Below are 24,386 nucleotides of genomic sequence, written 5' to 3' on the forward strand. Positions count from 1 at the left end.
CCTAAGGCGATCCGAGCAGCTTCGAAAGACCTTTGGAAAGATTGACGCTTGGCACAGGGGCGGGAGCGGCAAGAATGCCGACGGCTGCCTTGATAGGCTTCTGCTGTGCGAGACCTTCTGCCATGGAGATCGCGCAAGCAACCCCATCAAGCAGAGGGGCATCGACCATACCCTTCAGCCTTGCTGCAAGGCCCGCCAGCCCGGCGCCTCCCAGGATCACAACGTCGGCGCCATCTTCGCGTACGCACGCCTTACAGCCTTTAGCTAGTAATGCCATCGCGGCCTTTGGGTTGCGCGCGATATCGGCGCCGGTCGGCGCGACGGTGCGCACCGACGCCAACCGGGAGGAGAGGCCGCGGCTCGCGACGAATTCTTCGAGCATCGACTTCCATCGTTCCCCGCCGGTCACGATGGAGAAGCGGCCGCCGAGCGCGCAGGCTTGCAGGACCGAGGCATCTGCCATGCCCACGACCGGCACCTTGCTCACTTCCTTAAGAGCGGCCAGGCCGGGATCGCCGAAGCAGGCCAGTACGACAGCGTCCTTGCGGCCCTTGTCGTTGGCGAAAGCATCGAGTGCGGCATGGCCAGCAATCGCATAGGCGGCACGCGAGGCAATGTAGCGCGGACCGAACGCACCGGTGGTGGCGCGCAGGTGAGTGTCCTTCGCAGCAAACTGCTTCGCGGTTTTCAGAACCAGATCGGTGATCGAGGCCGTCGTGTTGGGGTTGATCAGCAATATCTCGACCACGGGCTACTCCTGCATCGTCTGCTTCAAGCGCACCGCGTCATGGTTCTCCCCGATAGACATGGCGCAGATGCGGGAGATGTGGGTAAGCGGCAGGCCGGTTTCCTCGGCCCATTCGTTGATCTGCGCCTGGGCGAGCTTCATGTCTTTCTTCGAGGTGCCCTTGGCACTGAGTGGCACACCGCTGTCGCGCAGGCAGAGGATCAGGTCGTTGGTCAGGATGAACGAATCGCGACCGAGAAAGCGCAGCAGGTACTGGGCGGAGAAGCCACCCAGCCGCGAGCCGCGCTTGTCGAGGATTTCGAGCAGGCCGATCTGATCGTCGGCAGGCCAGGTCGCGAGGAACTTCCCGAAACTGCCGTGTTCAGCCGCGATGTCGCTTACGAACTTGGCGTTCTCGCGCACCGACCTGATCTTCTGCGGATTGCGCACGATGCGCTTGTCCGAGGCAAGCTTCTCCCAGAACTCCGCCGGCTGAAACAGCAGCCGCTTGGGGTTGAAGCCGAGGAAGGCCTCTTCGAAGCCCGGCCATTTCTTGTCGATGACGCTCCACACGAACCCCGCGGAGAAGACGCGGCGCGCCATTTCCGAGAGCACGCGATCATCTCTCAGCTTGGCCAGGGCTTTGTTGTCTCGTTTCTTCGGCAAAAGCGTCGTCAGCACCTTCTCGCCGCCCTTGCGCTTGGCAGCGCGTTCGCGAATGCGCTTGAACGGAACTTTTGCCATGGCGGCTACTCCAGCCAGCCATCGAAGAAGTCGAAGACGCTGGCCTTGAACAGCGGATGGCCGATGCAGGAGAAGTGATCGCATCCCGGCAGGGTGACCGCCTTGGCGCCGGGAATGGCATCGGCCAGGCCCTGCGGGGAGCCGGCAAGCTGGTCGCGCGCGCCGGCGACGACGAGCGTGGGGCGACGGATTGCCATCAGAGTGTCACGAGTGAGTGGCGTGCGATCGCCGCGCGAACAGGCAGCGAGGGCCAGGCGGTCCTCCTTCTGCTCGTCGGCGAAGTGGCGGAAGCTCTTCAACATCGGATCGGAAATCTCTTCCGGGTTGGTCGCTTCCATGGCGGCGGCCATGGCGCCTTCCTCGCGCGGCGGATCGAAGATCTTGCCGCCCACGCCCGCCACCACGAGATGGTCGATACGGCCGGAGTCCGTCAGAGCCGCAGTCAGAGCGATGTGCGAACCCATGGAGAAACCGAGCAGGTGAGCACGCTCGACGCCAGCATGGTCCATCAATGCAAATACATCGCGTGCCATCGCCTCGCGGCTGTACTGCGCGGGATCGTGCGGCTTGGCGCTCTCGCCATGGCCACGATTGTCGAGCGCGAAGCCGCGTAGGCCCTTGGAGGCGATGGCATCGTACCAGCCCATGCGCTTCCAGTTCTCGTAGCGATTCGCGGAGAAGCCGTGCACCAGCACGATCGCTTTGCGCGCGTCGGCTGGACCGAATTCGTCATAAGCGAGGGCAAGCCCGTCGGACGTGAATTGAGCCATGACTTTCCCTAACCCGGGGCATGAATTGCGACAAGGTTGATCGCCGGATGTAAGTATCGGACAACCGGTGAAACAAAGGGAAACGCATGACGGGCGACGGACACGGCAAGATCGGTAAGACTGTTCAGGACTCCCAGCCCTACTGGCCGGAAGCTCCCAAGCGGCCCAAAGGCGCGCCCAATATCCTGGTCATCCTGTTCGACGATGTCGGTTTCTCCGACTTCGGGTGCTACGGCTCGCCGATCGCGACGCCGTCTATCGACGCCATTGCCAAGCGCGGCCTGCGCTACACCGGCTTCCACACGACGGCGATGTGCTCGACCACCCGGGCGGCGCTGCTGACCGGCCGTAACCATCACTCCGTCGGCGTCGGCTGCCTCGCCAACTTCGATTCGGGCTATCCCGGCTATCGCGGGAAGATCAGCCGCGAGGCTGGCACCATCGCCGAAATGCTGCGTCCGCATGGCTATCGCAACTACATGCTGGGCAAGTGGCATGTGACGCCGCTCACGGAATCGGGCGCGACCGGCCCGTTCGACGGCTGGCCGCTCGGGCGCGGCTTCGATCGCTTCTATGGCTTCATGGATGCCGAGACGGACCAGTACGCACCGGAGCTGGTGCGCGACAACACACCGGTCGATCCGCCGGGCACCTTCGCCACGGGCTACCATCTGACATCCGATCTCGTGGACCAGGCGATTCGCTACCTCGCCGATCATGTCGGCGACAATCCCGGGACGCCTTGGCTCACCTGGGTGGCCTTGGGCGCCTGTCATGCGCCGCACCAGGCGCCGTTCAACATGATCTCGAAGTACGATTCGGTCTTTGCGGAGGGCTGGGATGTCGAGCGCGAGAAGCGACTCGCGCGGCAGATCGAGATGGGCATTGTCCCGAAGAAGACGCAACTGCCGCCGCGCAACGATTCTGTGCGTCCCTGGGCCGAGATTGCAGAGCCCGAGCGGCGCATGTTCACGCGCTTGCAGTCCGCTTACGCCGCCATGCTGGAGCATGCCGACCAGCATATCGGCCGCCTGATGCAGTTTCTCGAGACGGCGGGTCAGCTCGAAGACACGCTGGTCATCGTCATGTCGGACAATGGCGCCAGCCAGGAGGGCGGTCCGTTCGGCATGATCAATGCCATGGGCCCCTACAATCTCCGCCGTGAGTCGCTGGACGAGAAGATTGCCCGCATCGACGATATCGGCGGCCCCGATACGCACTCCAACTTCCCCTGGGGCTGGGCAATGGCGGCCAATACGCCGTTGCGCCGCTATAAGCAGAACACCCACGGCGGCGGTATCCGCGATCCTCTGGTGATGGCCTGGGGCAAGGGCGTCAAGGCGCGGGGCGAGCTGCGCCACCAGTTCTGCCATGCCAGCGATCTCGTGCCGACCCTGCTCGACGTCGTGGGCATCAAGCCACCCAAGGTGATCAATGGCGTGAAGCAGATGCCGCTAGAGGGCACCTCGTTTGCGCCGAGCCTTGCCAACGCCAAGGCGCGCTCCAAATCGAAGGCGCAGTATTTCGAGATGTTCGGCCATCGCGGTCTGGTGCAGGGTGGCTGGAAGGCGGTGTCGTATCATCCGCCAGGGTCCGACTTCGCCAACGACAAGTGGGAACTCTACAACCTCGCGCGCGACTTCAACGAGGTCGACGATCTCGCCGAGAAGGAGCCGGAGCGGCTCAAGGCGATGATCGAGGAATGGTGGCGGCAGGCCGAGCGCAGCAAGGTGCTGCCGCTCGACGACCGCTTTGCGCCACGCTTCGCCGACAATGCCAAGCGCTTCCACGGACCGCGCAACCGCTTCGTCTTCCATGCGGGGATGGGGCATGTGCCAACCGACGTGGCGCCCGACGTGCGCAACCGCACCTACACGATCGAAGCCGACGCCCATGTCGATGGGCCGACCACCGAGGGTGTGCTGATCGCACACGGCGACGCCACGACCGGCTACTCGCTCTACATGAAGGACGGCCGGCTGACCTACGACATGAACATCGGCGGCGAGCACCACCTGATCGTTTCCGATCGGCCCGTGCCGGCCGGCAACCGGCGGCTCGGCGTGCGCATGCGGCGCAATCAGGGTCGCAACCTCGCGACCCTGCTGATCGACGGCGAGCCAGCCGGTAGCTTCGACACCCAGAACGGCTTCGTGAGCTTCATCTCCTGGTCGGGCCTCGATATCGGCCGCGACCGCTCCAGCCCGGTCTCGCATTACGAAGCGCCGTTCGCCTTCACCGGCAAGCTGCGCAAGGTGACGGTGTTGATGGACGACGACCAGGCGCTCGATCCCGTCGCAGCGGCAACGGCAGCGCTGGCACGGGAGTGAACACCACCCCCAACCGGTCGGGTATTGACGGGCCTTACGCCTGGCGTTTGGCGCTGGTGTCGATGGCCTGTATCGCGTTGGGCGGCGGCGGCATCTATCTGCCGATGGTCGGACTGAAGGAGATGGCGGCCGATTTCGGCGACCAGCGCGCGGTGCCATCCTTCGCCTATATGGTCGGCTTCTTCGGCATGGGCGTGGGCGGTGTCTTCATGGGCTGGCTGGCGGACCGGACCAGCCCGCGCGTGCCGCTGGTGATCGCCGGCATTTCGATCGCGATCGGTGGCTTTGCCGCCTCGCGCGGCGGCGAGATCGCGCTCTATGCCGGCTACGCGGTCCTGCTGGGCTTCTTCGGCAATGCCGGCACCTTCACGCCGGCGATGAACAACGTCCAGGGCTGGTTCGACAAGCGCCGCAACATCGCCGTCGCCATCATCTCCATCGGCCCCGCGATCGCGGGTTCGGTCTGGCCGCAGATCTACCGTCTGCTTCTTCCCGAGATCGGCTGGCGCGATACGCTGGTGGTCTACGGCCTGTCGGCGGGGATTCTGCTGCTGCTGGGTGCGCTCTACGTGCGGCCGGCGCCGATCCTGCGCGGGCCCGGCGGCCGCCGGCGCGAGGATAAAGTGCCCCTGCCGCTGCCCTCGTCGGCGATCATGACCTTGCTGTCGGCGGCCGGCTTCTGCTGCTGCGCGGCAATGGCCATTCCCTTTGTCCATATGGTGGCCTTCTGTGGCGACCTCGGCTATCCGGCGGCGCGCGGTACGGAGGCGGTTTCGCTGGTCCTGCTCTCGGCCATCGTCGCGACCTTCGTGATGGCGCGCCTGGCAGACCGCATCGGGCCGCTGCCCGTCAGCCTGCTCTGTTCGGTGATCCAGATCGGCTCGCTGGTTGGCTTCCTCTATGCCCGCGACATCACGAGCATTTACGCCCTGTCGCTGCTGCACGGCATTCCGTTCATCGCCATCGTCCAGGGCTATGCGCTGAACCTGCGGTTCCTTTACGGGCCGACGATCGCAGGCTGGCGACTGGGCGTGGTGATGCTGTTCGCCATGGCCGGCATGGCGGCAGGTGGCTGGCTGGGCGGCGCGATCTTCGACGCCACGCTCTCCTACCAGTCGGCTTTCCAGGCAGCGCTCGCCTTCAACCTGCTGAACCTGATGCTGCTGGGCATTCTCTATTTCGCCCAACGCCGGCGGACAGGTGCCGCGGTGCCGGTGTAGGCTTCTACATCCCGAGGAGTTGCCATGAGCCACGATCACGAACATGACCATGATCATCACCACGATCACGGGCAGGACATACCGTCGGATACGGCGCTCAGGGTAAAGGCGCTGGAATCGCTCCTGATCGAGAAGGGCCTGGTCGATCCTGCGGCGCTGGATGCGGTCGTCGACACCTATGAGAACAAGATCGGCCCGCGCAATGGCGCGCGCATCGTCGCCCGTGCCTGGACCGACCCCGACTACAAGGCCCGCTTGATGGGCGATGCGACTGCTGCCATCGCCGAGATGGGCTACACCGGCGCGCAAGGCGAGCACATGGTCGTCGTCGAGAACACGCCCGAGGTACACAACCTCGTCGTCTGTACCCTGTGCTCCTGCTATCCATGGCCTGTGCTCGGATTGCCGCCGGTCTGGTACAAATCGTCGGCCTATCGCTCGCGTGCCGTGATCGAACCGCGCGGCGTCCTGAACGAGTTCGGCCTCTCTGTGCCGGACGATGTGGCCGTGCGCGTCTGGGATTCGACGGCCGAGATTCGCTACCTCGTCCTGCCCGAGCGTCCTGCCGGGACCGACGGCATGGATGCCGAGGCATTGGCAGCGCTGGTGACGCGCGATGCGATGGTCGGTGTAGCCAAAGTGGCGGGCCCGGCCGCGAAGGAGGGCGCATGAACGGCGTGCACGATATGGGCGGCATGCACGGCTTCGGGCCCGTCGAGCCGGAGGCCAACGAGCCGGTCTTTCATGCCCCTTGGGAAGGACGAGTGCTGGCGCTGCGGCGTGCCGCGAGCGCCTGGCGACGCTGGAACATCGATGCGGGTCGCCACAGCATCGAACGGCTGCCGCCAGCCGACTATCTGCGCATGAGCTACTACGAGAAGTGGTTCGCATCTTCTATCAGGCTGCTGCTCGATGCCGGCCTCATCACACCGCAGGAACTGGCGACAGGACGGCGTGACCCGACGTCACCCATCGCCACGCCGCCACTGACGGCGGATAAGGTGCCGGTGGCAATCGCCGCCGGTGGTCCGACCCTGCGGCAGATTTCGGCCCAGCCGCGCTTTGCCGCTGGCGCTGCTGTCCGGGCGCGCGACATCAATCCGACCGGCCATACGCGACTGCCACGCTATGTGCGCGGCCGGCAGGGCGTGATCGAGTGCCATCACGGCGCGCACGTCTTCCCTGATTCCAACTCCCGCTTCGAGGGCGAGAATCCGCAGTATCTCTACACGGTGCGCTTTGCCGCCCGCGAATTGTGGGGCGACAGTGCCCACGCATCGGATTCCGTCCATCTCGATCTGTGGGAGGACTATCTCGATGCAGCGTGAGCAGGTCGCGGTGCTGCCCGGCCTCCCTGTCGATGCGAACGGCCCGGTCTTCGCCGAGCCCTGGCAGGCGCAGGCCTTCGCGCTGACCTTGAAGCTTTGCGAGGCTGGTCATTTCACCTGGGCGGAGTGGGTGGAGACGCTGTCAGCTGTGTTGCGGGAGGCGCCATCCGACGATGGTTCGGCCTACTACGACCATTGGCTCTCGGCTCTCGAACGCTTGTGCGTCGCGAAATCGCTGACGGAGCCGCGGGCGCTCGATGCGCGGGTGCATGCCTGGGCCGAAGCCTATCGCACGACGCCGCACGGCCAGCCCGTGGAACTGCAGCAGGCTTCCAGCGTCAGTCGGCCCTGATACCCGACGCCGCAATGGCCTTGCCCCAGCGGGCATACTCAGCCCTGAGGAACGCATCGAACTCCGCCGTGGTGCTCGGTTTGGGCAGTGCGCCGACGGCCATGAATTTCTGCTGATTGGCGGGTGTCCGAACGATCTTGTTCAGGGCCGTGGCCAACCGATCCACGGTTTCGCGCGGCGTGCCGGCAGGCAGGAGCATGCCGATCCAGGCATTGGCTTCGAAACCCGGAAAGCCCTGCTCGGCGATGGTCGGTGTATCGGGGAAGAACGGCATTCGTTCGAGGCTGCCTGCCGAGATCAGGCGTAGACGACCGGCCTTGATATGCGCCTGGGTGGCGGCGACCGTATCCATCGCGATTTGAACGTTGCCGGCTATCAGATCGTTCATCGCCGCGGCACTGCCTTGATAGGGCACGTGCAGGATCTTCATGCCCGTCGCGTGCTTCAGCTCCTCCATGGCGATATGGCTCACCGTGCTGTTGCCTGACGAAGAGTGCGAAAGCTTGTCGGGCCGGGCCTTCACATAGTCGATCAGCTCCGGCAGCGTCTTCACCGGCAGCGAGGGATGCACCACCAGAACCATCGGCATGTCGACGACCCGGCCGACTGGCGCGAAGCTGGTCAAAGTATCGTAGGTCACGTTCTTGTAGAGGTGCGGTGCCACGACGAGCGCGGCCATGGCAGAGATCAGGATGGTGGCGCCATCGGGCGTGGCGCGCGCTACCTGGCCGAGGGCAATGCTGCCGCCCTGGCCCGGCTTGTTCTCGACGATGACCGTCTCGCCGACCTCTTCCTTCATGGCATCCGCGACGATGCGCGACACCAGGTCGATGCCCTGGCCGGCGGGAAAGCCGATGACAATTCGGGGGACCTTGTTGCCCTGTGCGGCAACGGGCAAGGGGCAGAGCGTTGCCAGCGACAGCGCCGCGAAATGGCGTCTCAGCATGTGGTCCTCCCTAGATGACCTTGCGTGCCTTGAGGGCCGCGATCTCCGCCGCGGACAGTCCCAGGCCACCATAGACTTCGTCGTTGTGCTGCCCGATCGCCGGGCCGGCATGTCGGACCTGGCCTGGCGTTTCCGAGAAGCGTGGCACCACGCCTTGCATGCGCACCGCGCCCAGTTCGCCGTCGGGCACGCTAACGATGGCGTCGCGTGCGGCGAACTGCGGATCGGCGAAGACGTCGGCGATGTCGTAGATCGGCGAGAAGCCGACCTCATGGCGGGCAAAGCTTTCGCGTAGTTCGGCCAGAGTCAGCCGCCCGATTGCAGCGCCTACGATGTCGTCGAGCTCGCGGTAGTTCTGCACGCGCGCCGGATTGGTCGCGAACCGTGGATCATCGAGGAGATGACGGAGGTCGAGTGCCGTGCACAGACGATCGAAGATGCTCTGCGTTGAGGCAGCGATCGACGCCCATTTGTCGTCGGCCGTACGGTAGACATTGCCGGGCGCGGCGTACTGGCTGCGGTTGCCCGAGCGCGTACGCACAGCATCGAGCTGGTCGTATTCGATGGCGAGAAATTCCAGCGTACGCAGCATCGCTTCTGTGGCCGAGCAGTCGATCTCTTGGCCGCGCCGTTCGGGATGGCGGGCGAGGTCATGCAGGGCGGCCAGGATGCCCAGGGCACCGAAGAGGCCTGCAACGGCGTCGGAGATGGGGTAGCCGAGATGCAGCGGCCGGCCATCCTCCTCGCCGCAGATCTGTGTGAAGCCGCTCATCGACTCGAAGATGCGGGCAAAGCCCGGCCGGCCGGCGTACGGCCCGTCCTGACCGAAGCCCGTAACACGCAGGATGGTGAGCCGTGGGTTGATCCCTTGCAGCCAGGGGCGGGTGATGCCCCAGCCGTCGAGGGTGCCGGGGCGGAAATTTTCGACCAGCACATCGGCGTCGGCGATGAGCTTCGCGAACAAGTTTCGGCCGTCGGGCTGACGCAGGTCGAGCGTGATGCCTTTCTTGTTGCGATTGGTGACCTTCCACCACAGCGGCACGCCGTCCTTGTGTGGTGCGAGCGCGCGCAGCGAGTCGCCGATGCCCGGCATCTCGACCTTCACGACCTCGGCGCCATAATCACCCAGCAGGCCGGCCGCGAAGGGTCCGGCGACAACGGTGGAAATATCGACGATGCGCAGGCCAGCCAGCGGGCCGGGAGCTTGCTTCTTGTTTTCGATCACAGGCATTCCCTCGAGTCGGAATTTTAGGTCGTCCCGCTCGCATGCAGAACAGTCAAGGCAGCTAAACTAGGTTTGCCGGATATGGATGGCAGACAGAGTTTGGTCGGTGCTGGCACACTCCGGGCCGAGGAGGAACATCATGAGTAGCGAACTGTGGCGTCTGAGTGCCGTCGAGGCCGTACATCGACTGAAGAAGAAGGAGATCACCCCGCTCGACCTGATCGACGCCTCGGCACAGCGGATCTCGGAAGTCGAACCGGCGCTGAATGCGCTGCCCACGCTCTGCCTCGATCGCGCTCGCGATCACGCCAAACGGATCATGGCCGGTAAGGCCAACGAGGCCGAAGGCGAAGCGGGCTGGCTTGCCGGCCTGCCGGTGTCGATCAAGGACCTGACGGATGTCGCCGGTGTGCGGACGACCTATGGCTCGCCGATCTTTGCCAATCACGTGCCCGCCAAGTCGCATCCCCTGGTCGAACGGATTGAGCGCAAGGGTGGCATCGTCGTCGCCAAGTCGAATACGCCGGAGTTCGGCGCGGGCGGCAGCACCTTCAACGAAGTGTTTGGCCGGACGCGCAACCCCTGGAACACGTCGCTGACCTGCGGCGGTTCAACGGGCGGCGGATCGGTCTCGGTCGCGGCGGGCGAGGTCTGGCTGGCGCACGGTTCCGACCATGGCGGGTCGCTGCGGCGTCCCGGCACCTACTGCTCCACGGTAGGGCTGCGGCCGTCGGCCGGCCGCGTGACGCGCGGCACCTCGAACAATCTCTATTCGCCGCAGTCGGTGCAGGGGCCGATGGCGCGTAACGTGCCCGATCTTGCGCTGTTCCTCGACACGATGGCCGGTTTCTGTCCGCAGGACGCCATGACCTTCGATGCGCCGGCCGTCTCGTTCAGCGCGGCGGTCGCCAATCCAGTAGCGCCGAAGCGGGTCGCCTTCAGTGCCGACTTCGGCGGCCGATTCGAACTCGATCGTGAGATCCGCGAGATCTGCACCAAGATGGCGCGTCGCTTCGAGGAGCTGGGCTGCATCGTCGAGGAAGTGTCGCCTGACTTTGGGCCGGTCGACGACGTTTTCATGGCGCTGCGCAGCCAGCAGTTCGTGGTCGATCGCGAGCAGCAGATCGAACAGCATCGCGATCTGATCAAGCCGGACATCATCTGGAACACCGAGCTTGGCCTGAAGCAGACCGCAAGCCGGTTGGCTTGGGCAGAGCGCGAACGCGCGGCTCTGTATCGGCGCATGAACGAGTTCTTCCGGACATACGATCTGTTCGTGACACCGGGAGCGCCGACGGCCGCTTTCGACGTCAATCTGCGGGCGCCTGAGACCATCGCCGGCAAGAAGCTCGAGAACTACATGGCGGGCTCGACATTGAATTCAGCCATTACCGTGACCGGCAGCCCGGCTCTGGCCGTACCTTGTGGCTTCGATCAGTACGGTCGACCGGTCGGGCTGCAGCTCGTCGGCAAACCGCGCGGCGAGGCGGCATTGCTGCAGGCCGGGGCTCTCTATGAAAAGCTCGTGGGCCTCGACCGTCTGCTGCCCATTGACCCCAAGCAAGGGACGGTGCCGCCTCTCCAAGCTTGAAGTAAGCTCGCGTCGGACGCCGACTCTTCCCTGTAGCTTCGAGGATTGCAATGGGTCTGTTGAGCGACGACGAACGCGGCCGGCTTGCTCCTGCCAGCGTGGCCGGTGGTACGACACCGGTGCCGACCCAGGTCGTATCAAGCGACGAGTTTCTGCCGATCGCCCGAACCGAGCGCCAGAAGCAAGTCGAGGCACGTATGAACGCACTGGGCGACGAGTATGGCCGTCGCAATGGCTTGTCGCGGCGGCGTTTCTTCCAGACCGCTGCTGGCATGGCGACGGCCTTCGTCGCCATGAACGAGGTCTACGGCCCGCTTTATGGCGCCGCACCAGCCGAAGCCAAAAGCGTCGATCTTGCCCAGGCACGCGCCGACGGTCTCAAGGATCAGTTCGTCATGGATGTGCATACGCACTTCCTGCGCGACGACACGCGGCTCGAAGGGTTCGTGCGGGGGCGTGAGGCGGTCGGCAAGGCCGGCTGGAACCCGGGATTGGTCGGCAAGCCACAGACCACCGACGATCTCAAGTATCCCAACTGGTTCAAGGAGATCTATCTCGACAGCGACACCAAGGTCGCACTGATCAGTGGCTCGGCGTCGGAGGACCCACGCGACTGGTTCCTGACCAACGAGATGAAAGCCGACGCCCGCGAGAAGGTGAATCGCGAAGCCGGCTCCAGGCGTCTCCTGTCGCACGCCATTTTTACACCGGGCTACGACGGCTGGATGGACGAGGTCGACAAGTGCATCGCCACACTCAAACCGGACTCGTGGAAAGGCTATACGGTCGGCGACAACACCAACAAGGATCTGGCGCGTCATCCCTGGCGCATGGACGACGAGAAGCTTGTCTATCCCTTCTACGAGAAGATCGTGAAGGCGGGCTACGACATCGTCTGCGTTCACAAGGGCCTCTATCCGCCTTCGGTCGCGCAACGCTGGCCGCATCTGACGCCCTATGCGACCGTCGACGATGTCGGCAAGGCGGCCAAGGACTGGCCGCAGATCCGCTTCGTCGTTTATCACTCGGCCTTCCGCTGGACTGGCGCGCCGGGTGCCGCGGCGGGCGGCTACGACCAGTTCGAGAAGACCGGCCGGGTTGAGTGGACCAGCGATCTTGCCGAGATCCCGGCCAAATATGGCGTCAGCAATGTCTATGCCGATCTCGGCCAGATCTTCGCCCAGACGACGGTGACCGAACCGCGTCTTTGTGCGGCGCTGATGGGCATGCTGGTAAAGGGCATGGGCGCCGACCATGTCGTCTGGGGAACCGATGCGGTTTGGACCGGGGCGCCACAGTGGCAGATCGAGGCCCTGCGCCGGCTCGAAATCCCCGAGGACATGCAGAAGAAGTTCGGTTATGCGCCGCTCGGTCCGGCCGATGGACCGGTGAAGCGGGCCATCTTCGGTGAGAATTCAGCGAAGATGTATCGCTATGACATCAAGAAGGCGGCATGGCGGGACGATCGCTTCGCGGCCATCAAGTCGCACTATGAGCATGTGGGGCGTGATCCCTCTAACCTGAGGTACGGGTTCGTCGTTCCGGGCTGATTGCACTGCGGAGGCGTGCCTAGACCCGGCGCGCGCCGCAGTCCAAGATTGGCCCAGAACAAGGGAGCCGTCATGAAACGCTGGGTCGGACCGCTGATTGCGGTCTTTGCCGTCGTTTGCCTGGGATTATCCGCGCCTGCACAGGCGCAGACTCAGGCCACGATCAAGCCCGCTATCGTCTTCAGCACCGGTGGGAAATTCGACAAGTCCTTCAATGAAGGGGTCTGGCAGGGTGCCGAACGCTTCAAGAAGGATACGGGGATTGCTGTCACCGAATTCGAACCCAGCAATGAGACGCAGTTCGAGCAGGCGCTGCGCCGCTTCGCCCAGCGGAGCCAGGACCCGATCATCGCCGTCGGCTTCGCCCAGGCCGTGGCGCTGGAAAAAGTCGCCAAGGAATTCCCCAACATCCATTTCACGATCATCGACAGCGTGGTGAACCTGCCCAACGTACAGTCCGTCGTGTTCCGCGAACAGGAAGGCTCGTTTCTGGTCGGCGTGCTGGCGGCACTCGCCTCCAAGACCGGCAAGATCGGCTTCGTGGGTGGCATGGACATTCCGCTGGTGCGGCGTTTCCAGTGCGGCTTCGAGCAGGGCATCAAGTATGCCAACCCCAGCGCTGAGCTGATTACCAACATGACGGGGACGACGCCTGCCGCGTGGAACGATCCGGGCCGAGGCGCCGAACTCGCGCGTGGCCAGATCGATCGCGGTGTCGACGTCGTCTATGCCGCCGCGGGCAGCACCGGGCTCGGTATCCTCCAGGCGACCAAGGATCGCGGCAAGCTCGGCATCGGCGTCGACTCCAACCAGAACCATCTGCATCCCGGCAACATGCTGACCTCGATGCTGAAGCGCGTCGATGTGGCGACCTACGAGAGCTTCAAGGCGGCCCAGGACCATCAGTGGAAGGGCGGTACGCAGGTGCTGGGCCTTAAGGAAGGCGGGGTCGATTGGGCGCTCGACAAGGATAATGAGAAGCTCGTGACGCCGGAGATGAAGGCCAAGGTCGAAGCTGCCAAAGCCGATATCATTTCGGGCAAGATCGTCGTGCACGACTATATGAGCAACAATTCGTGCAATCGCTGACGGCCGCTGCTGCAGCCATTGAACTGAGAGGCATAGACAAGTCGTTCGGTGCTGTGCACGCCGTGCGCGGTGTGTCGCTTGCCATCCCACGCGGCAGCATCACCGGTATTGTCGGCGAGAACGGTGCCGGCAAGTCGACCTTGATGAGCATTCTCTATGGGCTTTATCGCGCCGATGCCGGTCAGATTCTGATCGATGACCGTCCCGTCGATATGGCAAGTCCGCGCGATGCCATCGCCCATGGCATCGGCATGGTTCACCAGCATTTCATGTTGGTCGACACCTTTACCGTCCTCGAAAACCTGATGCTGGGGGCCGAAGGCGGTCCCCTGTTGGCCGGTGGATTCGCGGCTGCGCGTGCCGAGCTGGCGCGGCTTGGTCGGGAATACGGCCTCAGCGTCGATCCTGATGCGCGCGTGGCTGATCTTTCGGTGGGCGAGCAACAACGGGTCGAGATCCTGAAGGTCCTGTTCCGTGGCGCGCGCATGCTGATCCTGGACGAGCCCAGCGCCGTGCTAACGCCACAGGAGACCGACCGGCTGTTCGAGATCCTGAAGAGCCTGCGCGCCCGCGGTGTCACCGTGGTGCTGATCACCCACAAGCTGCGCGAGATCATGGCCGTGGCCGATCGGGTGATTGTCATGCGCCAGGGCGCCGTCGTTGCCGAGCGGCTCACCGTCGAAACCAGCACCGGCGAACTGGCGGAGCTGATGGTCGGCCGCAAGATCCGGCTCGACCTTGACAAGGCGCCAGCTGAGCGCGGCCAGACGATGCTGGCGGCACGCGGTCTCTCGCTGGTCGACCGCCGCGGTGTGCGCCTGCTCGACGGTATCGACCTCGAGTTGCGCGCCGGCGAAATCGTCGGCATCGCCGGCGTCTCGGGCAATGGCCAGACGGAGCTGCTGCAAGTCCTGTCCGGCATTCGGCCACCGACCGCGGGCCAGGTGGAAGTCTGTGGCCGGGTGATCGACCCGGCGCGCCCTATCGACCCGGCCGAGATGCGCGCACTCGGCCTCGCCCATGTTCCGGAAGATCGCCTGCGGCAGGGATTGGTCGCCGCTTTCGAGGCATCCGAAACGTCGATCCTGGGCTACCAGGACCAGCCGCCCTACTGTCGCAATCACCTGCTCGATGCGCCCGCCGTGGGCAGGCATTGTGCCGATCTGATGCAGCGCTTCGATGTGCGGCCGCAGACACCGGGATTGCGTTCGTCGCATTTCTCTGGTGGCAATCAGCAGAAGCTGATCCTGGCCCGCGAGATGTCACGGATTCCCAAAGTGCTGCTGGTCGGGCAGCCGACGCGCGGTGTCGATATCGGCGCCATCGAGTTCATCCATCGCGAGCTGGTGAAGAGCCGCGACGCAGGCTGCGCTATCCTGGTCGTGTCGGTCGAACTCGAAGAGATCCTGTCGCTGGCCGATCGCATCCTGGTGATGTCGGGTGGACGGATCATCGGCGAGGTCGCGGCGGATCAGGCCGATGAACGGGCGCTCGGCCGCATGATGGCCGACGCATGAGCCTCGTCGTCCCGAGGTCTGTTCGCCGACCGTTGCCGCGCTGGGTCGAAATCGGTGTGCTGCCGCTGGTCAATGTCGCGCTGGCCTTCCTGGTGGTCGGTATCATCGCGCGCATTATCGGTGTCGACTCCTTCCATGCGCTGAAGCTCCTGCTGGTTGGTGCCTTTGGCTCGTCGGAATCGATCGGTTACACGCTCTACTACGCCACCAACTTCATCTTTACAGGACTTGCCGTGGCGGTCGCCTTCCACGCCGGCTTGTTCAACATCGGGGGTGAGGGCCAGGCCTATATCGGGGGCCTGGGCTGCGGGCTCGCCGTGCTGGCGCTCGATCGCTATCTGCCGGGGCCGTTGCTGATCCTGCTCGCCATCCTGGCAGCGGCGGCGTTCGGCGCGGCCTGGGCGGCGGTGCCGGCCTGGATGCAGGCTTGGCGGGGCAGCCACATCGTCATCACCACCATCATGTTCAACTTCGTCGCCTCGGCGCTGATGGTCTACCTGATGGTGAATGTGTTGATCGCGCCGGGCTCGATGACGCCGCAGAGCCGTGGCTTCGCCGACTCGGCATCGCTGCCGTCGATGCAGGCGGTATTGAAATCGATTGGCATCGCGGTGGCGCCGTCGGCCCTCAATCTCGCCTTCGTCCTGGCCCTGCTCAGCAGCGTCGCCGTCTGGATTTTCCTGTGGCGTACGAGCTGGGGCTACGCGCTGCGGACCATGGGGCACAACGCCGAGGCCGCGATCTATGCCGGCACCAGCATCCGGCGCATGACCATGCTGGCGATGTGCCTGTCTGGTGCCCTGGCTGGCGGCGTCGCGGTCAACGAGCTGCTGGGCGTCCATCATCGTATCGTGCTCGACTTTCCGGCCGGCTACGGTTTCGCCGGCATCGCCGTGGCGTTGATGGGGCGCAGCCATCCGTTGGGCATCGTGCTGGCGGCTCTCCTGTTCGGCGCCCTGCAACAGGGAGGCGCGGAGCTCTCCTTCGAAATTCCCGCCATGACGCGCGAGATGGTCGTGGTGATCCAGGGACTGGTCATCCTGTTCTGCGGGGCCCTGGCACATCTGCCGCGGCCCTGGTTGCAGGCGCTGTTCGGGCGCCGGGGCTGAGCGATGGAGGAGACGCTCACCTTCATCACCCTGACTCTCGCGGCAACCCTGCGCGTGGCGACGCCGCTGGTGCTCTGCGCCATGGGCGGGCTGTTCTCGGAGAAGAGCGGCATCATCGATGTCGGGCTCGAAGGCAAGATGCTGATGGCTGCTTTCTTCGCGGCCGCGACGGCATCGCTCACAGGCTCGGCCTGGGCAGGTGTCGTTGCCGCTATCGTTGCGGCTGAGGCGCTTGCGCTGCTGCATGGCTTTGCCTGCATCACCCATCGCGGCAACCAGGTCGTGAGCGGCATTGCCCTCAACATATTGGCGGCGGGGCTGACCGTTGTGTTGGGCACGGCCTGGTTCGCGCGCGGCGGCCAGACACCACCGCTCGGTGACGGTGAGCGGCTGAAGCCGATCTTCTTCCCGGTGGCCGGCGACAATGTGCTGGTCTACGTGGCGCTGTTGTCGGTGCCGTTCACCTGGTGGTTGATCGCGCGCACACGCTTCGGTCTGCGGCTGCGTGCCGTCGGCGAGATGCCGCTGGCGGTCGATGCGGCCGGTGTTTCGGTCGCCTGGCTGCGGTATCGCGCCGTCCTCCTGTGTGGCCTGTTTTCGGGCCTCGCCGGTGCCTATCTCTCGATTGCCCAGAACGCCGGTTTCAGCCGCGACATGACGGCGGGGCAGGGGTTCATCGCTCTGGCCGCCATCATCTTCGGCAAGTGGCGGCCGTTCCCGGCCTTCGGTGCCTGCCTGGTCTTCGGTCTGCTCGATGCTGTTGCCATCCGGCTGCAAGGCGTGAAGGTGCCCGGCGTTGGTGAAGTTCCAGTGCAACTGATCCAGGCCTTGCCCTATCTTCTCACTCTGTTTCTGTTGGCCGGTTTCATCGGCAACGCGGTGGCGCCCAAAGCAGCCGGCGTGCCCTATGAGAAGGAGCATTGAGGTGGACGATCTGCTCCATGTCGCGCAGCGCATGATGCTTCATGCTCATGCGCCCTATTCGAAGTTCCACGTCGGGGCAGCACTACGCGCTGAAGACGGCTCGATCCATGGCGGCTGCAACGTCGAGAACGCCGCCTACCCGCAAGGGATCTGTGCCGAGGCAGGCGCTATCGCGGCTCTCGTCGCGGCCGGCCATAAGCGCATCCTGGAATGTGTCGTCATGGGACCGGGCCCCGAGACCATCACGCCCTGCGGAGGCTGCCGCCAGAAACTGCGCGAGTTTGCGGCCGACGACACGCTGGTCCACCTCTGCGGCCCGGATGGGCTGCATCGCACAGTAACCTTGGGACAGCTCTTGCCGATGTCGTTCGGTCCACATCACATCGCCCAATCATGATCGACGCCATCACGCGGGTTGCTCCCGGCTTCGAACCGAAAGTCGCGGTGATCCTGGGGTCCGGCCTGGGCAGTTTCGTCGAGGACGTAAAGCAGGTCGCTGTTCTTCCTTATGCTGACCTGCCGGGGTTTCCGCAGACCACGGTCGGCAGCCACGCCGGCCGCTTGGTCCTGGGCCATGTCGGGCCGACGCCGGTCGCCGTCCTGCAGGGCCGCGCGCACTACTATGAACGCGGCAAAGCCGACGAAATGAGGGGCGCGATCCGTGCCGTTGCCGATCTCGGCTGCGAGACACTGTTGCAGACCAATGCCGCGGGCAGTCTGCGGCTCGACATGCCGCCAGGATCGGTGATGGCGATCAGCGATCACATCAATTTCGCCGGCATCAATCCGCTATTTGGCGTCGGGCTGGGCGACAGCCGCTTTGTCGATATGGTCGACGCCTACGATCCGGCCCTGCTCAAAAAGCTGATGGCTGCCGCCCACGAGGCCAACGTGACGTGCCACGACGGCGTCTACATCTTCTTCAGTGGACCGAGTTTCGAGACGCCTGCGGAAATTCGCGCCGCCCGCGTGCTGGGCGCCGACGCTGTCGGCATGTCGACGGCTCCCGAGACGATCCTGGCGCGCCATGCCGGTCTCAAAGTCGTGGCCCTGTCGCTGATGACCAACTATGCCGCTGGCCTCGTGCCTGGCGTGCTGGGGCACGAACAGACCCTTGCCGTGGCGGGAGCAGCGTCCGGTAATGTGCGCCGATTGCTGCGTACCTTCCTGGAGCGTTACGGCTAGGCGCCATGCTGCCGCAGGAGATCATTCGTCGTAAGCGCGACGGCCACGAACTCTCGGCCGAGGAAATCGGCTTCATCGTGCGTGGAATCCACGATGGCAATCTGAGCGAAGGCCAGGTCGCGGCCTTTGCGATGACCGTTTTCTTTCGCGGCATGACGACGCCCGAACGGGTCGCGCTCACCTTGGGCCTGGCACGGTCTGGTCTCATGCTGGACTGGGCGGATCTCGATCTGCCGGGGCCCGTGCTGGACAAACATTCGAGTGGCGGTGTCGGCGACAAGGTGAGCCTGATGCTGGCGCCGATCGTGGCGGCGTGCGGCGCCTTCGTGCCCATGATCTCCGGCCGCGGCCTCGGTCATACCGGCGGCACCCTGGACAAGCTCGCTTCGATCTCGGGTTACGACGTGCAACCCGACATCGCCACCTTCCGCAGGGTCGTGCGCGAGGTCGGCTGTGGCGTGATCGGCCAGACAGACGATCTGGCGCCCGCCGACCGGCGGCTTTATGCGACGCGCGATGTGACGGGCAGCGTCGAGTCGATCCCTCTGCTGGTGAGTTCGATTCTGTCGAAGAAGATCGCCGAAGGTCTCGACGGGCTGGTGATGGACGTGAAGTGCGGTTCCGGCGCTTTCTGTGACACCGAAGAGATGGCGCGCGACCTCGCCGAAAGCCTCGTCGCGGTGGCCAACCAGGCCGGCTTGCCGACGGTGGCACTGATCACCGATATGGACCGCGTACTGGGCCGCGATGTCGGCAACGCGCTCGAAGTTGCCGAAACGGTCGCCTATCTCACAGGCGAAGGCACGCGTGAGCCGCGACTGCACGAGGTGACGATGGCCCTGGCGGGCGAGATGCTGGTGCTCGGCAAGCTGGCGCCCGATGCGGCGGCTGGCCGGGCCCACGCGGAAGCAGCCCTCGCCGACGGTCGAGCAGCTGAGACGTTTGGCCGGATGGTCGCGGCGCTGGGTGGCCCGACCGATTTCCTCGAGCATCCCGGTCGATACCTGTCGCCGGCGCCGGTCATCCGCTCCTGTTCGGCCGAGCATACGGGCTATGTCACCGGCATGAATGCCCGCGATGTCGGCATTGCGGTCGTGAACCTGGGAGGTGGCCGCACGCATGCCGACGATGCTATCGATCCTTCGGTCGGTCTCACCGAGGTGGTCGACGTCGGAACGCACGTCCGGGCGGGCAGTCCGCTTTGTATTGTCCACGCCGCGACCGACGCAGCGGCCGAGCAAGCGATCACCGAAGTGCGCCGGGCGATCCGGATTGGGGAGGTTGCACCTGCGCCCAAGCCCGTCCTGATGGAGCGAGTGGCGTGACGGCGGTCGATCTCGACGCCTATGCGCGGGACGGGTTTCTCGTGCTCGAGGATTTCATCCCCCAGACAGATTGCGATGCTTTGCAGGTGCGAGCGGCAGAGTTGGTGGCAGGATTCGATCCAGGGCCCGTGCGGACCGTCTTCTCGGCGCGCGACCAGGGGCATGCACGAGACCGCTACTTCCAGGAGTCCGGCCAGGCGATCCATTTCTTCTTCGAGGAGGGAGCGACCGACCAGCCCGTATCGCTGGCTCTGAACAAGATCGGCCATGCTCTGCATGATCTCGATCCGATGTTCGACCGTATCTCCCGCCGACCGCAATTCGCTGCCTTGGCCAATACCCTGGGTTTCGAGCGGCCGCTGCTGTTGCAGTCGATGTACCTCTTCAAGCAGCCGCGGATCGGCGCCGAGGTCGGCTGGCACCAGGATGCGACCTACCTCCATACGCGGCCATCGACCGTCACCGGCTTCTGGCTCGCCCTCGACGATGCCGATCGGGACAATGGCTGCCTGATGGCCTTGCCGGGCGCTCATCGCGGTCCGCTGCGGCAGCGTTTCCGGCAAGTCGGGAACGAGATGGTAACCGAGGTACTCGATACGACATCGTGGCCTGACATCGAGCCCGTAGCCCTGGAAGCAAAACGCGGCACGCTGGTCGTGCTGCACGGGCTCCTGCCGCATGCCAGCGCCCCTAACCGTTCGCCACGGCAACGCCACGCCTATGCCTTGCACCTGATCGATGCTCGTGCCGATTATCTGTCCGACAACTGGCTGCAACGGCCTGGGTTGCCGCTTCGAGGCTTCACGTGACTCCCAAGATTCAGATTCCCAAGGCCGAAATTCACTGCCATCTCGAAGGGTCGATCCCGCCGGTCCTGGCGCGTGAACTGGCCGAGCGCAACGGGCTTTCGCTGCCGGCCAAGCTGTTCGATGCGAAGGGCCACTACGCCTGGAAAGACTTTCTAAGCTTTCTCGATTCCTACGATCGCGTCTGCACAGTGCTCAAGACCCCCCGCGACTTCGGTGACGTCATCTATTCGTACCTCGCTTCGGCGGCTCGCGACGGCGCGGTCTATGTCGAGATGTTCTGCTCGCCGGAGCGACCGGCGGCGCTTGGCATTTCCTATACCGCCTGGCTCGCCGCACTCACCGACGGTATCGATCGGGCCGGTCGCGAGTTCGGCATCGTCGGCCGCATCATCATCATCTGCATTCGTCACCTGGGGCCGGATCGCGCCTTCGCCATGGCGAAGGCGATGGTCGCCGAGCCGCATCCCTATGTTGTCGGCTTCGGCATGGGAGGCGACGAGGCGCGGTTCAGCCCGATCGACTTCGCGCCGGCCTATCGCCTGGTTCACGAGAAGGGCTATGGCTGCACCGTCCATGCCGGCGAGGTCGTCGGGCCGGAGAGCGTCTGGGCGGCGATCCGCGATCTGCCTGTGACGCGCATTGGCCATGGTGTGCGTTCGGCCGAGGATCCGGCCCTGATGGAGGAGCTGGCACGGCGCGGCATCGTCCTCGAAGTCTGTCCCGGCAGCAACGTGGCGTTGGGTCTTTACGCCGATCGGGAGGCGCATCCGCTGCACCGGTTGATCGACGCCGGTGTTCCAGTCACGCTGAACTCCGACGATCCGCCGTTCTTTCACACCACGCTCGGCACGGAGTACGACATGGCCGGACTCAGCGAGAAAGAGTTGCGTCGCATCGCACGCCGGACGATCGAGGCGTCCTTCCTCGATGCCGATACCAAGCGCCGATTGCTGGAGAAGGTGACGCCATGATCGCAAGAACGAGCCTGGCGCTCGTCGCCGTCCTGATTGCCTTGTCCGGTGCTGCTGCACGCGCCCAGGACGCCAGCGACCTGCTGCTGGCGGTGCTCTGGACGCAGCGGTCCGTCGAATACAAGGCCAACGCATTGACGGTTTTTGCCTTGGCGCGCATCCGCCTCGACGAAGCGCTGGCCGACAAGAGCTGGACGGCGGCGCCGGCGGAGCAAGTCGGCGACTATCAGGCGCTGCCACCGGCGGTCATCCTGGATATCGACGAGACACTGCTCGACAATTCGAAATACCAAGTCTGGATGATGAAGAGCGACCAGACATTCAGCACCAAAACCTGGAACGAATTCTGCGCCGCGCAAATTTCGACCGCGATTCCGGGAGCGCTGGAGTTCGTGAAGTATGCCGACTCCAAGGGCGTGAAGATCTTCTACATCACCAATCGCGCTGCGGAGACCGAGAAGGATACGCGCGAGAATATGCAGAAGCTCGGCTTCCCGCTGGGCGGCAATGTCGACACGTTCCTGATGCAGAACGAGAAGCCGGGCTGGGGCGGCGCCAAGAGCACGCGCCGCGCCGTGGTGACGAAGGACTATCGCGTGTTGCTGAATATCGGCGACAATTTCGGCGACTTCGACGACCGTTACCGCAGCAGCGAAGCCGACCGTCTCAAGGCCTACGAAGCCGACATGGCCTACTGGGGCAAGCAATGGCTGATGCTCGCCAATCCGACCTATGGTTCGTTCGACACTGCGCCCTATGGCCACGACTTCAAGAAGTCGCGTGAAGACCAGCGCAAGGCCAAGCGGGACGTGCTCGAGAGTTGGGCTGGGCCCGCGAAGTAGTCGCAAGGCCGCGGGATGCAAGAACTCAAGATCTTCAGCACGATCGCTATGCAGAGCGTCCTTGAAGTGCTCGCGCCGCAATTCGAGGCGCAGAACGATCTTCGCCTGTGCATCGAGTGGAATACCGCCCCTGTCCTGGTGAAGCGGTTACAGGGCGGCGAAACGGCGGATGTGCTGATCCTCAATCGCGCGGGCATCGACACCATGACCCGCGAGGGGCGGGTGCTGGCCGGCTCCGAGGTCACGCTGGCGAGTTCAGCTACGGCCATTGCGATCAAGGCAGGTGCGGCCCGGCCAGACATCTCAACGCCCGAGGCGCTGAAGCGGACGCTACTCGCTGCCCGTGCGATCTCCTACACCGATCCGGCCGCCGGTGGCGCCAGCGGCATCTACTTCGCGAAACTGTTGGAGCGCTTGGGTATCGCCGACGAGGTCAATGCCAAGACCAAATTCCCGCCGCCGGCCGGGCTCAGCGGCGATTTCCTGCTGACCGGCGACGCCGATCTCGCCGTCCAGCAGAAGCCCGAACTGTTACAAGTTCCCGGCATTGAGATCCTGGGAACGCTGCCAGGCGACCTGCACATGGTTACGGTCTTTGTTGCCGGCGTCGAAGCCTCAAGCTCGCAGGTTGGGAGTGCGAAAGCGTTGATCGACTTTTTGCATACCGGTTCGGCAACGGAGGTCTTCCGCGCCAAGGGGCTCGATCCTGCGTGAGATCGAGCCGACATCCCGTGCTCTAGATCGCGGCCTCGGAGCCTGCATCGAACAGGTGAAGGCGCGCGGGGTTCATCGCGAGCTTCAGCCGGTCGTGCACTTTCAAGCGCAGGGTCGGATCGACGCTCGCCACGAAGGCCGAATTGCCGACTCTCGTATCGAGCACGATCTCCGAGCCGAGCTGTTCGATCACCTCGACTTCGGCATCGAAGCAGAGGTCGGTGGGATCGGTCGGTCCCGCAAGATGGATGTCCTCGGGCCGGATGCCCAAAGTGGCATGGGCGCCATTGCGGCCGTTGGCGCGGCGGGCGATCTCCCCGGGTATGCCTATCCTGAGGCCCTGGGCCTCGGCCCATAGCTTGCCGTCGCTCTCGGCGAGAGTGACATCGGCAAAGTTCATCGCCGGTGACCCGATGAAGCCCGCCACGAATTTGTTGGCCGGCGTATTGTAGAGTTCGAGCGGTTCACCGACCTGCTGCACGATGCCGTCCTTCATGACGACCACGCGGTCGCCGAGCGTCATCGCCTCGACCTGGTCGTGGGTGACGTAGATCGCTGTGGTGCCCAGCCGCTCATGCAGCTTCTTGAGTTCGACGCGCATCTGCACGCGCAGCTTGGCGTCCAGGTTGGAAAGCGGCTCGTCGAACAGGAAGACCTGCGGATGACGCACGATGGCGCGGCCCAGCGCCACTCGCTGGCGTTGGCCGCCCGAGAGCTGGCGCGGCTTGCGGTCGAGTAAGGTCTCGATGCCGAGGATGGCGGCGGCGTTGCGCACGCGCTTGTCGATCTCGGGCTTCTCGAACTTCCGCATCTTCAGGCCGAAGGCCATGTTGTGGAACACGCTCATATGCGGATAAAGCGCGTAGTTCTGGAACACCATTGCGATGTCGCGATCCATCGGCGGCAAGTTGTTCACCACGGTGTCGCCGATCAGGATGTCGCCCGACGTGATCGATTCGAGGCCGGCGACCATGCGAAGCGTCGTCGTCTTGCCGCAGCCCGACGGGCCGACAAAGACCATGAACTCCTTGTCGCGGACCTCGAGGCTGACGTCCTTCACGGCATGGACATTGCCGTCATAGACCTTGTTGACGCTACGGATGCTGACCAGTGCCATG

The 24,386-nt window shown here is 64.4% G+C and carries 24 protein-coding genes; 18 read left to right on the forward strand and 6 right to left on the reverse strand.

The genetic code is table 11. The annotated features are described in order from the left end of the window. Nucleotide 1 precedes the first annotated feature (1 nt). Genes EPO50_RS15245 through EPO50_RS15255 form a run of 3 tightly spaced genes read right to left on the reverse strand, consistent with a single transcriptional unit; the run spans nucleotide 2 to nucleotide 2,241 of the window. On the reverse strand, nucleotides 2–748 hold the full coding sequence (locus EPO50_RS15245; RefSeq protein WP_296345437.1) for an aspartate/glutamate racemase family protein: 747 nt from the start codon (nucleotides 746–748) through the stop codon (nucleotides 2–4). A gap of 3 nt (nucleotides 749–751) precedes the next feature. After that, nucleotides 752–1,471, reverse strand: a complete 720-nt coding sequence (locus EPO50_RS15250) for a DNA-3-methyladenine glycosylase I (protein WP_296345439.1) — start codon at nucleotides 1,469–1,471, stop codon at nucleotides 752–754. Between the two features lie 5 nt (nucleotides 1,472–1,476). Continuing rightward, nucleotides 1,477–2,241 carry an alpha/beta hydrolase gene (locus tag EPO50_RS15255; protein ID WP_296345440.1) on the reverse strand — a complete coding sequence of 255 codons (765 nt, stop codon included), beginning with the start codon at nucleotides 2,239–2,241 and terminating at the stop codon, nucleotides 1,477–1,479. A gap of 86 nt (nucleotides 2,242–2,327) precedes the next feature. Here EPO50_RS15255 and EPO50_RS15260 point away from each other — a divergent pair, with 86 nt between their 5' ends. Genes EPO50_RS15260 through EPO50_RS15280 form a run of 5 tightly spaced genes read left to right on the forward strand, consistent with a single transcriptional unit; the run spans nucleotide 2,328 to nucleotide 7,471 of the window. Continuing rightward, nucleotides 2,328–4,571, forward strand: a complete 2,244-nt coding sequence (locus EPO50_RS15260; RefSeq protein WP_296345442.1) for an arylsulfatase — start codon at nucleotides 2,328–2,330, stop codon at nucleotides 4,569–4,571. Beyond that, nucleotides 4,568–5,791, forward strand: coding sequence for an MFS transporter (locus EPO50_RS15265; RefSeq protein ID WP_296345444.1), 1,224 nt, complete (start codon nucleotides 4,568–4,570; stop codon nucleotides 5,789–5,791). Before EPO50_RS15260 ends, EPO50_RS15265 begins: the two co-directional genes overlap by 4 nt. A gap of 24 nt (nucleotides 5,792–5,815) precedes the next feature. Then, a complete protein-coding gene (gene nthA, locus EPO50_RS15270; protein WP_296345446.1) occupies nucleotides 5,816–6,463 on the forward strand; it encodes a nitrile hydratase subunit alpha in 648 nt (215 codons plus the stop codon). Next, a complete protein-coding gene (nthB, locus tag EPO50_RS15275) occupies nucleotides 6,460–7,119 on the forward strand; it encodes a nitrile hydratase subunit beta (RefSeq protein ID WP_296345448.1) in 660 nt (219 codons plus the stop codon). Before nthA ends, nthB begins: the two co-directional genes overlap by 4 nt. After that, entirely contained in the window at nucleotides 7,109–7,471 is a 363-nt protein-coding gene (locus tag EPO50_RS15280; RefSeq protein WP_296345449.1) for a nitrile hydratase accessory protein, read from the forward strand. The genes nthB and EPO50_RS15280 overlap by 11 nt, the downstream gene beginning before the upstream one ends. Here the strand turns inward: EPO50_RS15280 and EPO50_RS15285 are convergent. Together EPO50_RS15285 and EPO50_RS15290 are read right to left on the reverse strand one after the other, a co-directional pair. Further along, nucleotides 7,458–8,417 (reverse strand): tripartite tricarboxylate transporter substrate binding protein, encoded by a 960-nt coding sequence (locus EPO50_RS15285; RefSeq protein WP_296345452.1) that lies wholly within the window; start codon nucleotides 8,415–8,417, stop codon nucleotides 7,458–7,460. The genes EPO50_RS15280 and EPO50_RS15285 overlap by 14 nt on opposite strands. A 10-nt stretch (nucleotides 8,418–8,427) precedes the next feature. Further along, nucleotides 8,428–9,648, reverse strand: a complete 1,221-nt coding sequence (locus EPO50_RS15290; protein WP_296345454.1) for a CaiB/BaiF CoA-transferase family protein — start codon at nucleotides 9,646–9,648, stop codon at nucleotides 8,428–8,430. A 133-nt stretch (nucleotides 9,649–9,781) separates the two neighbouring features. On the opposite strand from EPO50_RS15290, the gene EPO50_RS15295 reads away from it, so the two are divergent. The 13 genes from EPO50_RS15295 to EPO50_RS15355 all read left to right on the forward strand — a co-directional run bounded on the left by EPO50_RS15295 (nucleotide 9,782) and on the right by EPO50_RS15355 (nucleotide 23,268). Further along, entirely contained in the window at nucleotides 9,782–11,233 is a 1,452-nt protein-coding gene (locus tag EPO50_RS15295; protein ID WP_296345456.1) for an amidase, read from the forward strand. A 50-nt stretch (nucleotides 11,234–11,283) separates the two neighbouring features. Then, nucleotides 11,284–12,783, forward strand: coding sequence for an amidohydrolase family protein (locus EPO50_RS15300; protein ID WP_296345458.1), 1,500 nt, complete (start codon nucleotides 11,284–11,286; stop codon nucleotides 12,781–12,783). A gap of 72 nt (nucleotides 12,784–12,855) precedes the next feature. After that, on the forward strand, nucleotides 12,856–13,872 hold the full coding sequence (locus EPO50_RS15305) for a BMP family ABC transporter substrate-binding protein (RefSeq protein ID WP_296345460.1): 1,017 nt from the start codon (nucleotides 12,856–12,858) through the stop codon (nucleotides 13,870–13,872). Next, a complete protein-coding gene (locus EPO50_RS15310) occupies nucleotides 13,860–15,389 on the forward strand; it encodes an ABC transporter ATP-binding protein (protein WP_296345462.1) in 1,530 nt (509 codons plus the stop codon). The genes EPO50_RS15305 and EPO50_RS15310 overlap by 13 nt, the downstream gene beginning before the upstream one ends. Next, complete coding sequence (locus tag EPO50_RS15315; RefSeq protein WP_296345464.1) at nucleotides 15,386–16,498, forward strand: ABC transporter permease; 1,113 nt, start codon at nucleotides 15,386–15,388, stop codon at nucleotides 16,496–16,498. Before EPO50_RS15310 ends, EPO50_RS15315 begins: the two co-directional genes overlap by 4 nt. A gap of 3 nt (nucleotides 16,499–16,501) precedes the next feature. Continuing rightward, complete coding sequence (locus EPO50_RS15320) at nucleotides 16,502–17,422, forward strand: ABC transporter permease (protein WP_296345467.1); 921 nt, start codon at nucleotides 16,502–16,504, stop codon at nucleotides 17,420–17,422. A 1-nt stretch (nucleotide 17,423) separates the two neighbouring features. Next, entirely contained in the window at nucleotides 17,424–17,819 is a 396-nt protein-coding gene (locus tag EPO50_RS15325) for a cytidine deaminase (RefSeq protein ID WP_296345469.1), read from the forward strand. Beyond that, on the forward strand, nucleotides 17,816–18,607 hold the full coding sequence (locus EPO50_RS15330) for a purine-nucleoside phosphorylase (RefSeq protein ID WP_296345471.1): 792 nt from the start codon (nucleotides 17,816–17,818) through the stop codon (nucleotides 18,605–18,607). Before EPO50_RS15325 ends, EPO50_RS15330 begins: the two co-directional genes overlap by 4 nt. Nucleotides 18,608–18,612: 5 nt before the next feature. Then, the gene (gene deoA / locus EPO50_RS15335; RefSeq protein ID WP_296345472.1) at nucleotides 18,613–19,932 is read left to right on the forward strand and encodes a thymidine phosphorylase; all 1,320 of its coding nucleotides are present in this window, start codon (nucleotides 18,613–18,615) and stop codon (nucleotides 19,930–19,932) included. Beyond that, nucleotides 19,929–20,741, forward strand: coding sequence for a phytanoyl-CoA dioxygenase family protein (locus EPO50_RS15340; RefSeq protein ID WP_296345474.1), 813 nt, complete (start codon nucleotides 19,929–19,931; stop codon nucleotides 20,739–20,741). Before deoA ends, EPO50_RS15340 begins: the two co-directional genes overlap by 4 nt. Continuing rightward, on the forward strand, nucleotides 20,738–21,712 hold the full coding sequence (add, locus tag EPO50_RS15345) for an adenosine deaminase (protein ID WP_296345476.1): 975 nt from the start codon (nucleotides 20,738–20,740) through the stop codon (nucleotides 21,710–21,712). Before EPO50_RS15340 ends, add begins: the two co-directional genes overlap by 4 nt. Further along, nucleotides 21,709–22,554, forward strand: a complete 846-nt coding sequence (locus EPO50_RS15350) for a 5'-nucleotidase, lipoprotein e(P4) family (protein WP_296345478.1) — start codon at nucleotides 21,709–21,711, stop codon at nucleotides 22,552–22,554. Before add ends, EPO50_RS15350 begins: the two co-directional genes overlap by 4 nt. Before the next feature lie 15 nt (nucleotides 22,555–22,569). Next, a complete protein-coding gene (locus tag EPO50_RS15355; RefSeq protein WP_296345480.1) occupies nucleotides 22,570–23,268 on the forward strand; it encodes a substrate-binding domain-containing protein in 699 nt (232 codons plus the stop codon). Nucleotides 23,269–23,290: 22 nt separating this feature from the next. Here EPO50_RS15355 and EPO50_RS15360 read toward each other — a convergent pair whose 3' ends face one another. Continuing rightward, nucleotides 23,291–24,385 carry an ABC transporter ATP-binding protein gene (locus tag EPO50_RS15360; RefSeq protein ID WP_296345482.1) on the reverse strand — a complete coding sequence of 365 codons (1,095 nt, stop codon included), beginning with the start codon at nucleotides 24,383–24,385 and terminating at the stop codon, nucleotides 23,291–23,293. Between the last annotated feature and the right edge of the window lies 1 nt (nucleotide 24,386).

It is taken from the genome of Reyranella sp., assembly GCF_004297405.1.
In the GTDB taxonomy this organism is placed as follows: Bacteria; Pseudomonadota; Alphaproteobacteria; order Reyranellales; family Reyranellaceae; genus Reyranella.

Bases quoted from the DNA above. Each gene is read 5' to 3' on its own strand.
- nthB (WP_296345448.1), top strand. From the start codon at position 6,460: ATGAACGGCGTGCACGATATGGGCGGCATGCACGGCTTCGGGCCCGTC.
- EPO50_RS15250 (WP_296345439.1), bottom strand. From the start codon at position 1,471: ATGGCAAAAGTTCCGTTCAAGCGCATTCGCGAACGCGCTGCCAAGCGC.
- EPO50_RS15320 (WP_296345467.1), top strand. From the start codon at position 16,502: ATGGAGGAGACGCTCACCTTCATCACCCTGACTCTCGCGGCAACCCTG.
- EPO50_RS15315 (WP_296345464.1), top strand. From the start codon at position 15,386: ATGAGCCTCGTCGTCCCGAGGTCTGTTCGCCGACCGTTGCCGCGCTGG.
- EPO50_RS15285 (WP_296345452.1), bottom strand. From the start codon at position 8,417: ATGCTGAGACGCCATTTCGCGGCGCTGTCGCTGGCAACGCTCTGCCCC.
- EPO50_RS15305 (WP_296345460.1), top strand. From the start codon at position 12,856: ATGAAACGCTGGGTCGGACCGCTGATTGCGGTCTTTGCCGTCGTTTGC.
- EPO50_RS15360 (WP_296345482.1), bottom strand. From the start codon at position 24,385: ATGGCACTGGTCAGCATCCGTAGCGTCAACAAGGTCTATGACGGCAAT.
- EPO50_RS15350 (WP_296345478.1), top strand. From the start codon at position 21,709: ATGATCGCAAGAACGAGCCTGGCGCTCGTCGCCGTCCTGATTGCCTTG.
- EPO50_RS15255 (WP_296345440.1), bottom strand. From the start codon at position 2,241: ATGGCTCAATTCACGTCCGACGGGCTTGCCCTCGCTTATGACGAATTC.
- EPO50_RS15300 (WP_296345458.1), top strand. From the start codon at position 11,284: ATGGGTCTGTTGAGCGACGACGAACGCGGCCGGCTTGCTCCTGCCAGC.
- EPO50_RS15290 (WP_296345454.1), bottom strand. From the start codon at position 9,648: ATGCCTGTGATCGAAAACAAGAAGCAAGCTCCCGGCCCGCTGGCTGGC.
- nthA (WP_296345446.1), top strand. From the start codon at position 5,816: ATGAGCCACGATCACGAACATGACCATGATCATCACCACGATCACGGG.
- EPO50_RS15295 (WP_296345456.1), top strand. From the start codon at position 9,782: ATGAGTAGCGAACTGTGGCGTCTGAGTGCCGTCGAGGCCGTACATCGA.
- EPO50_RS15330 (WP_296345471.1), top strand. From the start codon at position 17,816: ATGATCGACGCCATCACGCGGGTTGCTCCCGGCTTCGAACCGAAAGTC.
- EPO50_RS15260 (WP_296345442.1), top strand. From the start codon at position 2,328: ATGACGGGCGACGGACACGGCAAGATCGGTAAGACTGTTCAGGACTCC.
- EPO50_RS15280 (WP_296345449.1), top strand. From the start codon at position 7,109: ATGCAGCGTGAGCAGGTCGCGGTGCTGCCCGGCCTCCCTGTCGATGCG.
- deoA (WP_296345472.1), top strand. From the start codon at position 18,613: ATGCTGCCGCAGGAGATCATTCGTCGTAAGCGCGACGGCCACGAACTC.
- EPO50_RS15355 (WP_296345480.1), top strand. From the start codon at position 22,570: ATGCAAGAACTCAAGATCTTCAGCACGATCGCTATGCAGAGCGTCCTT.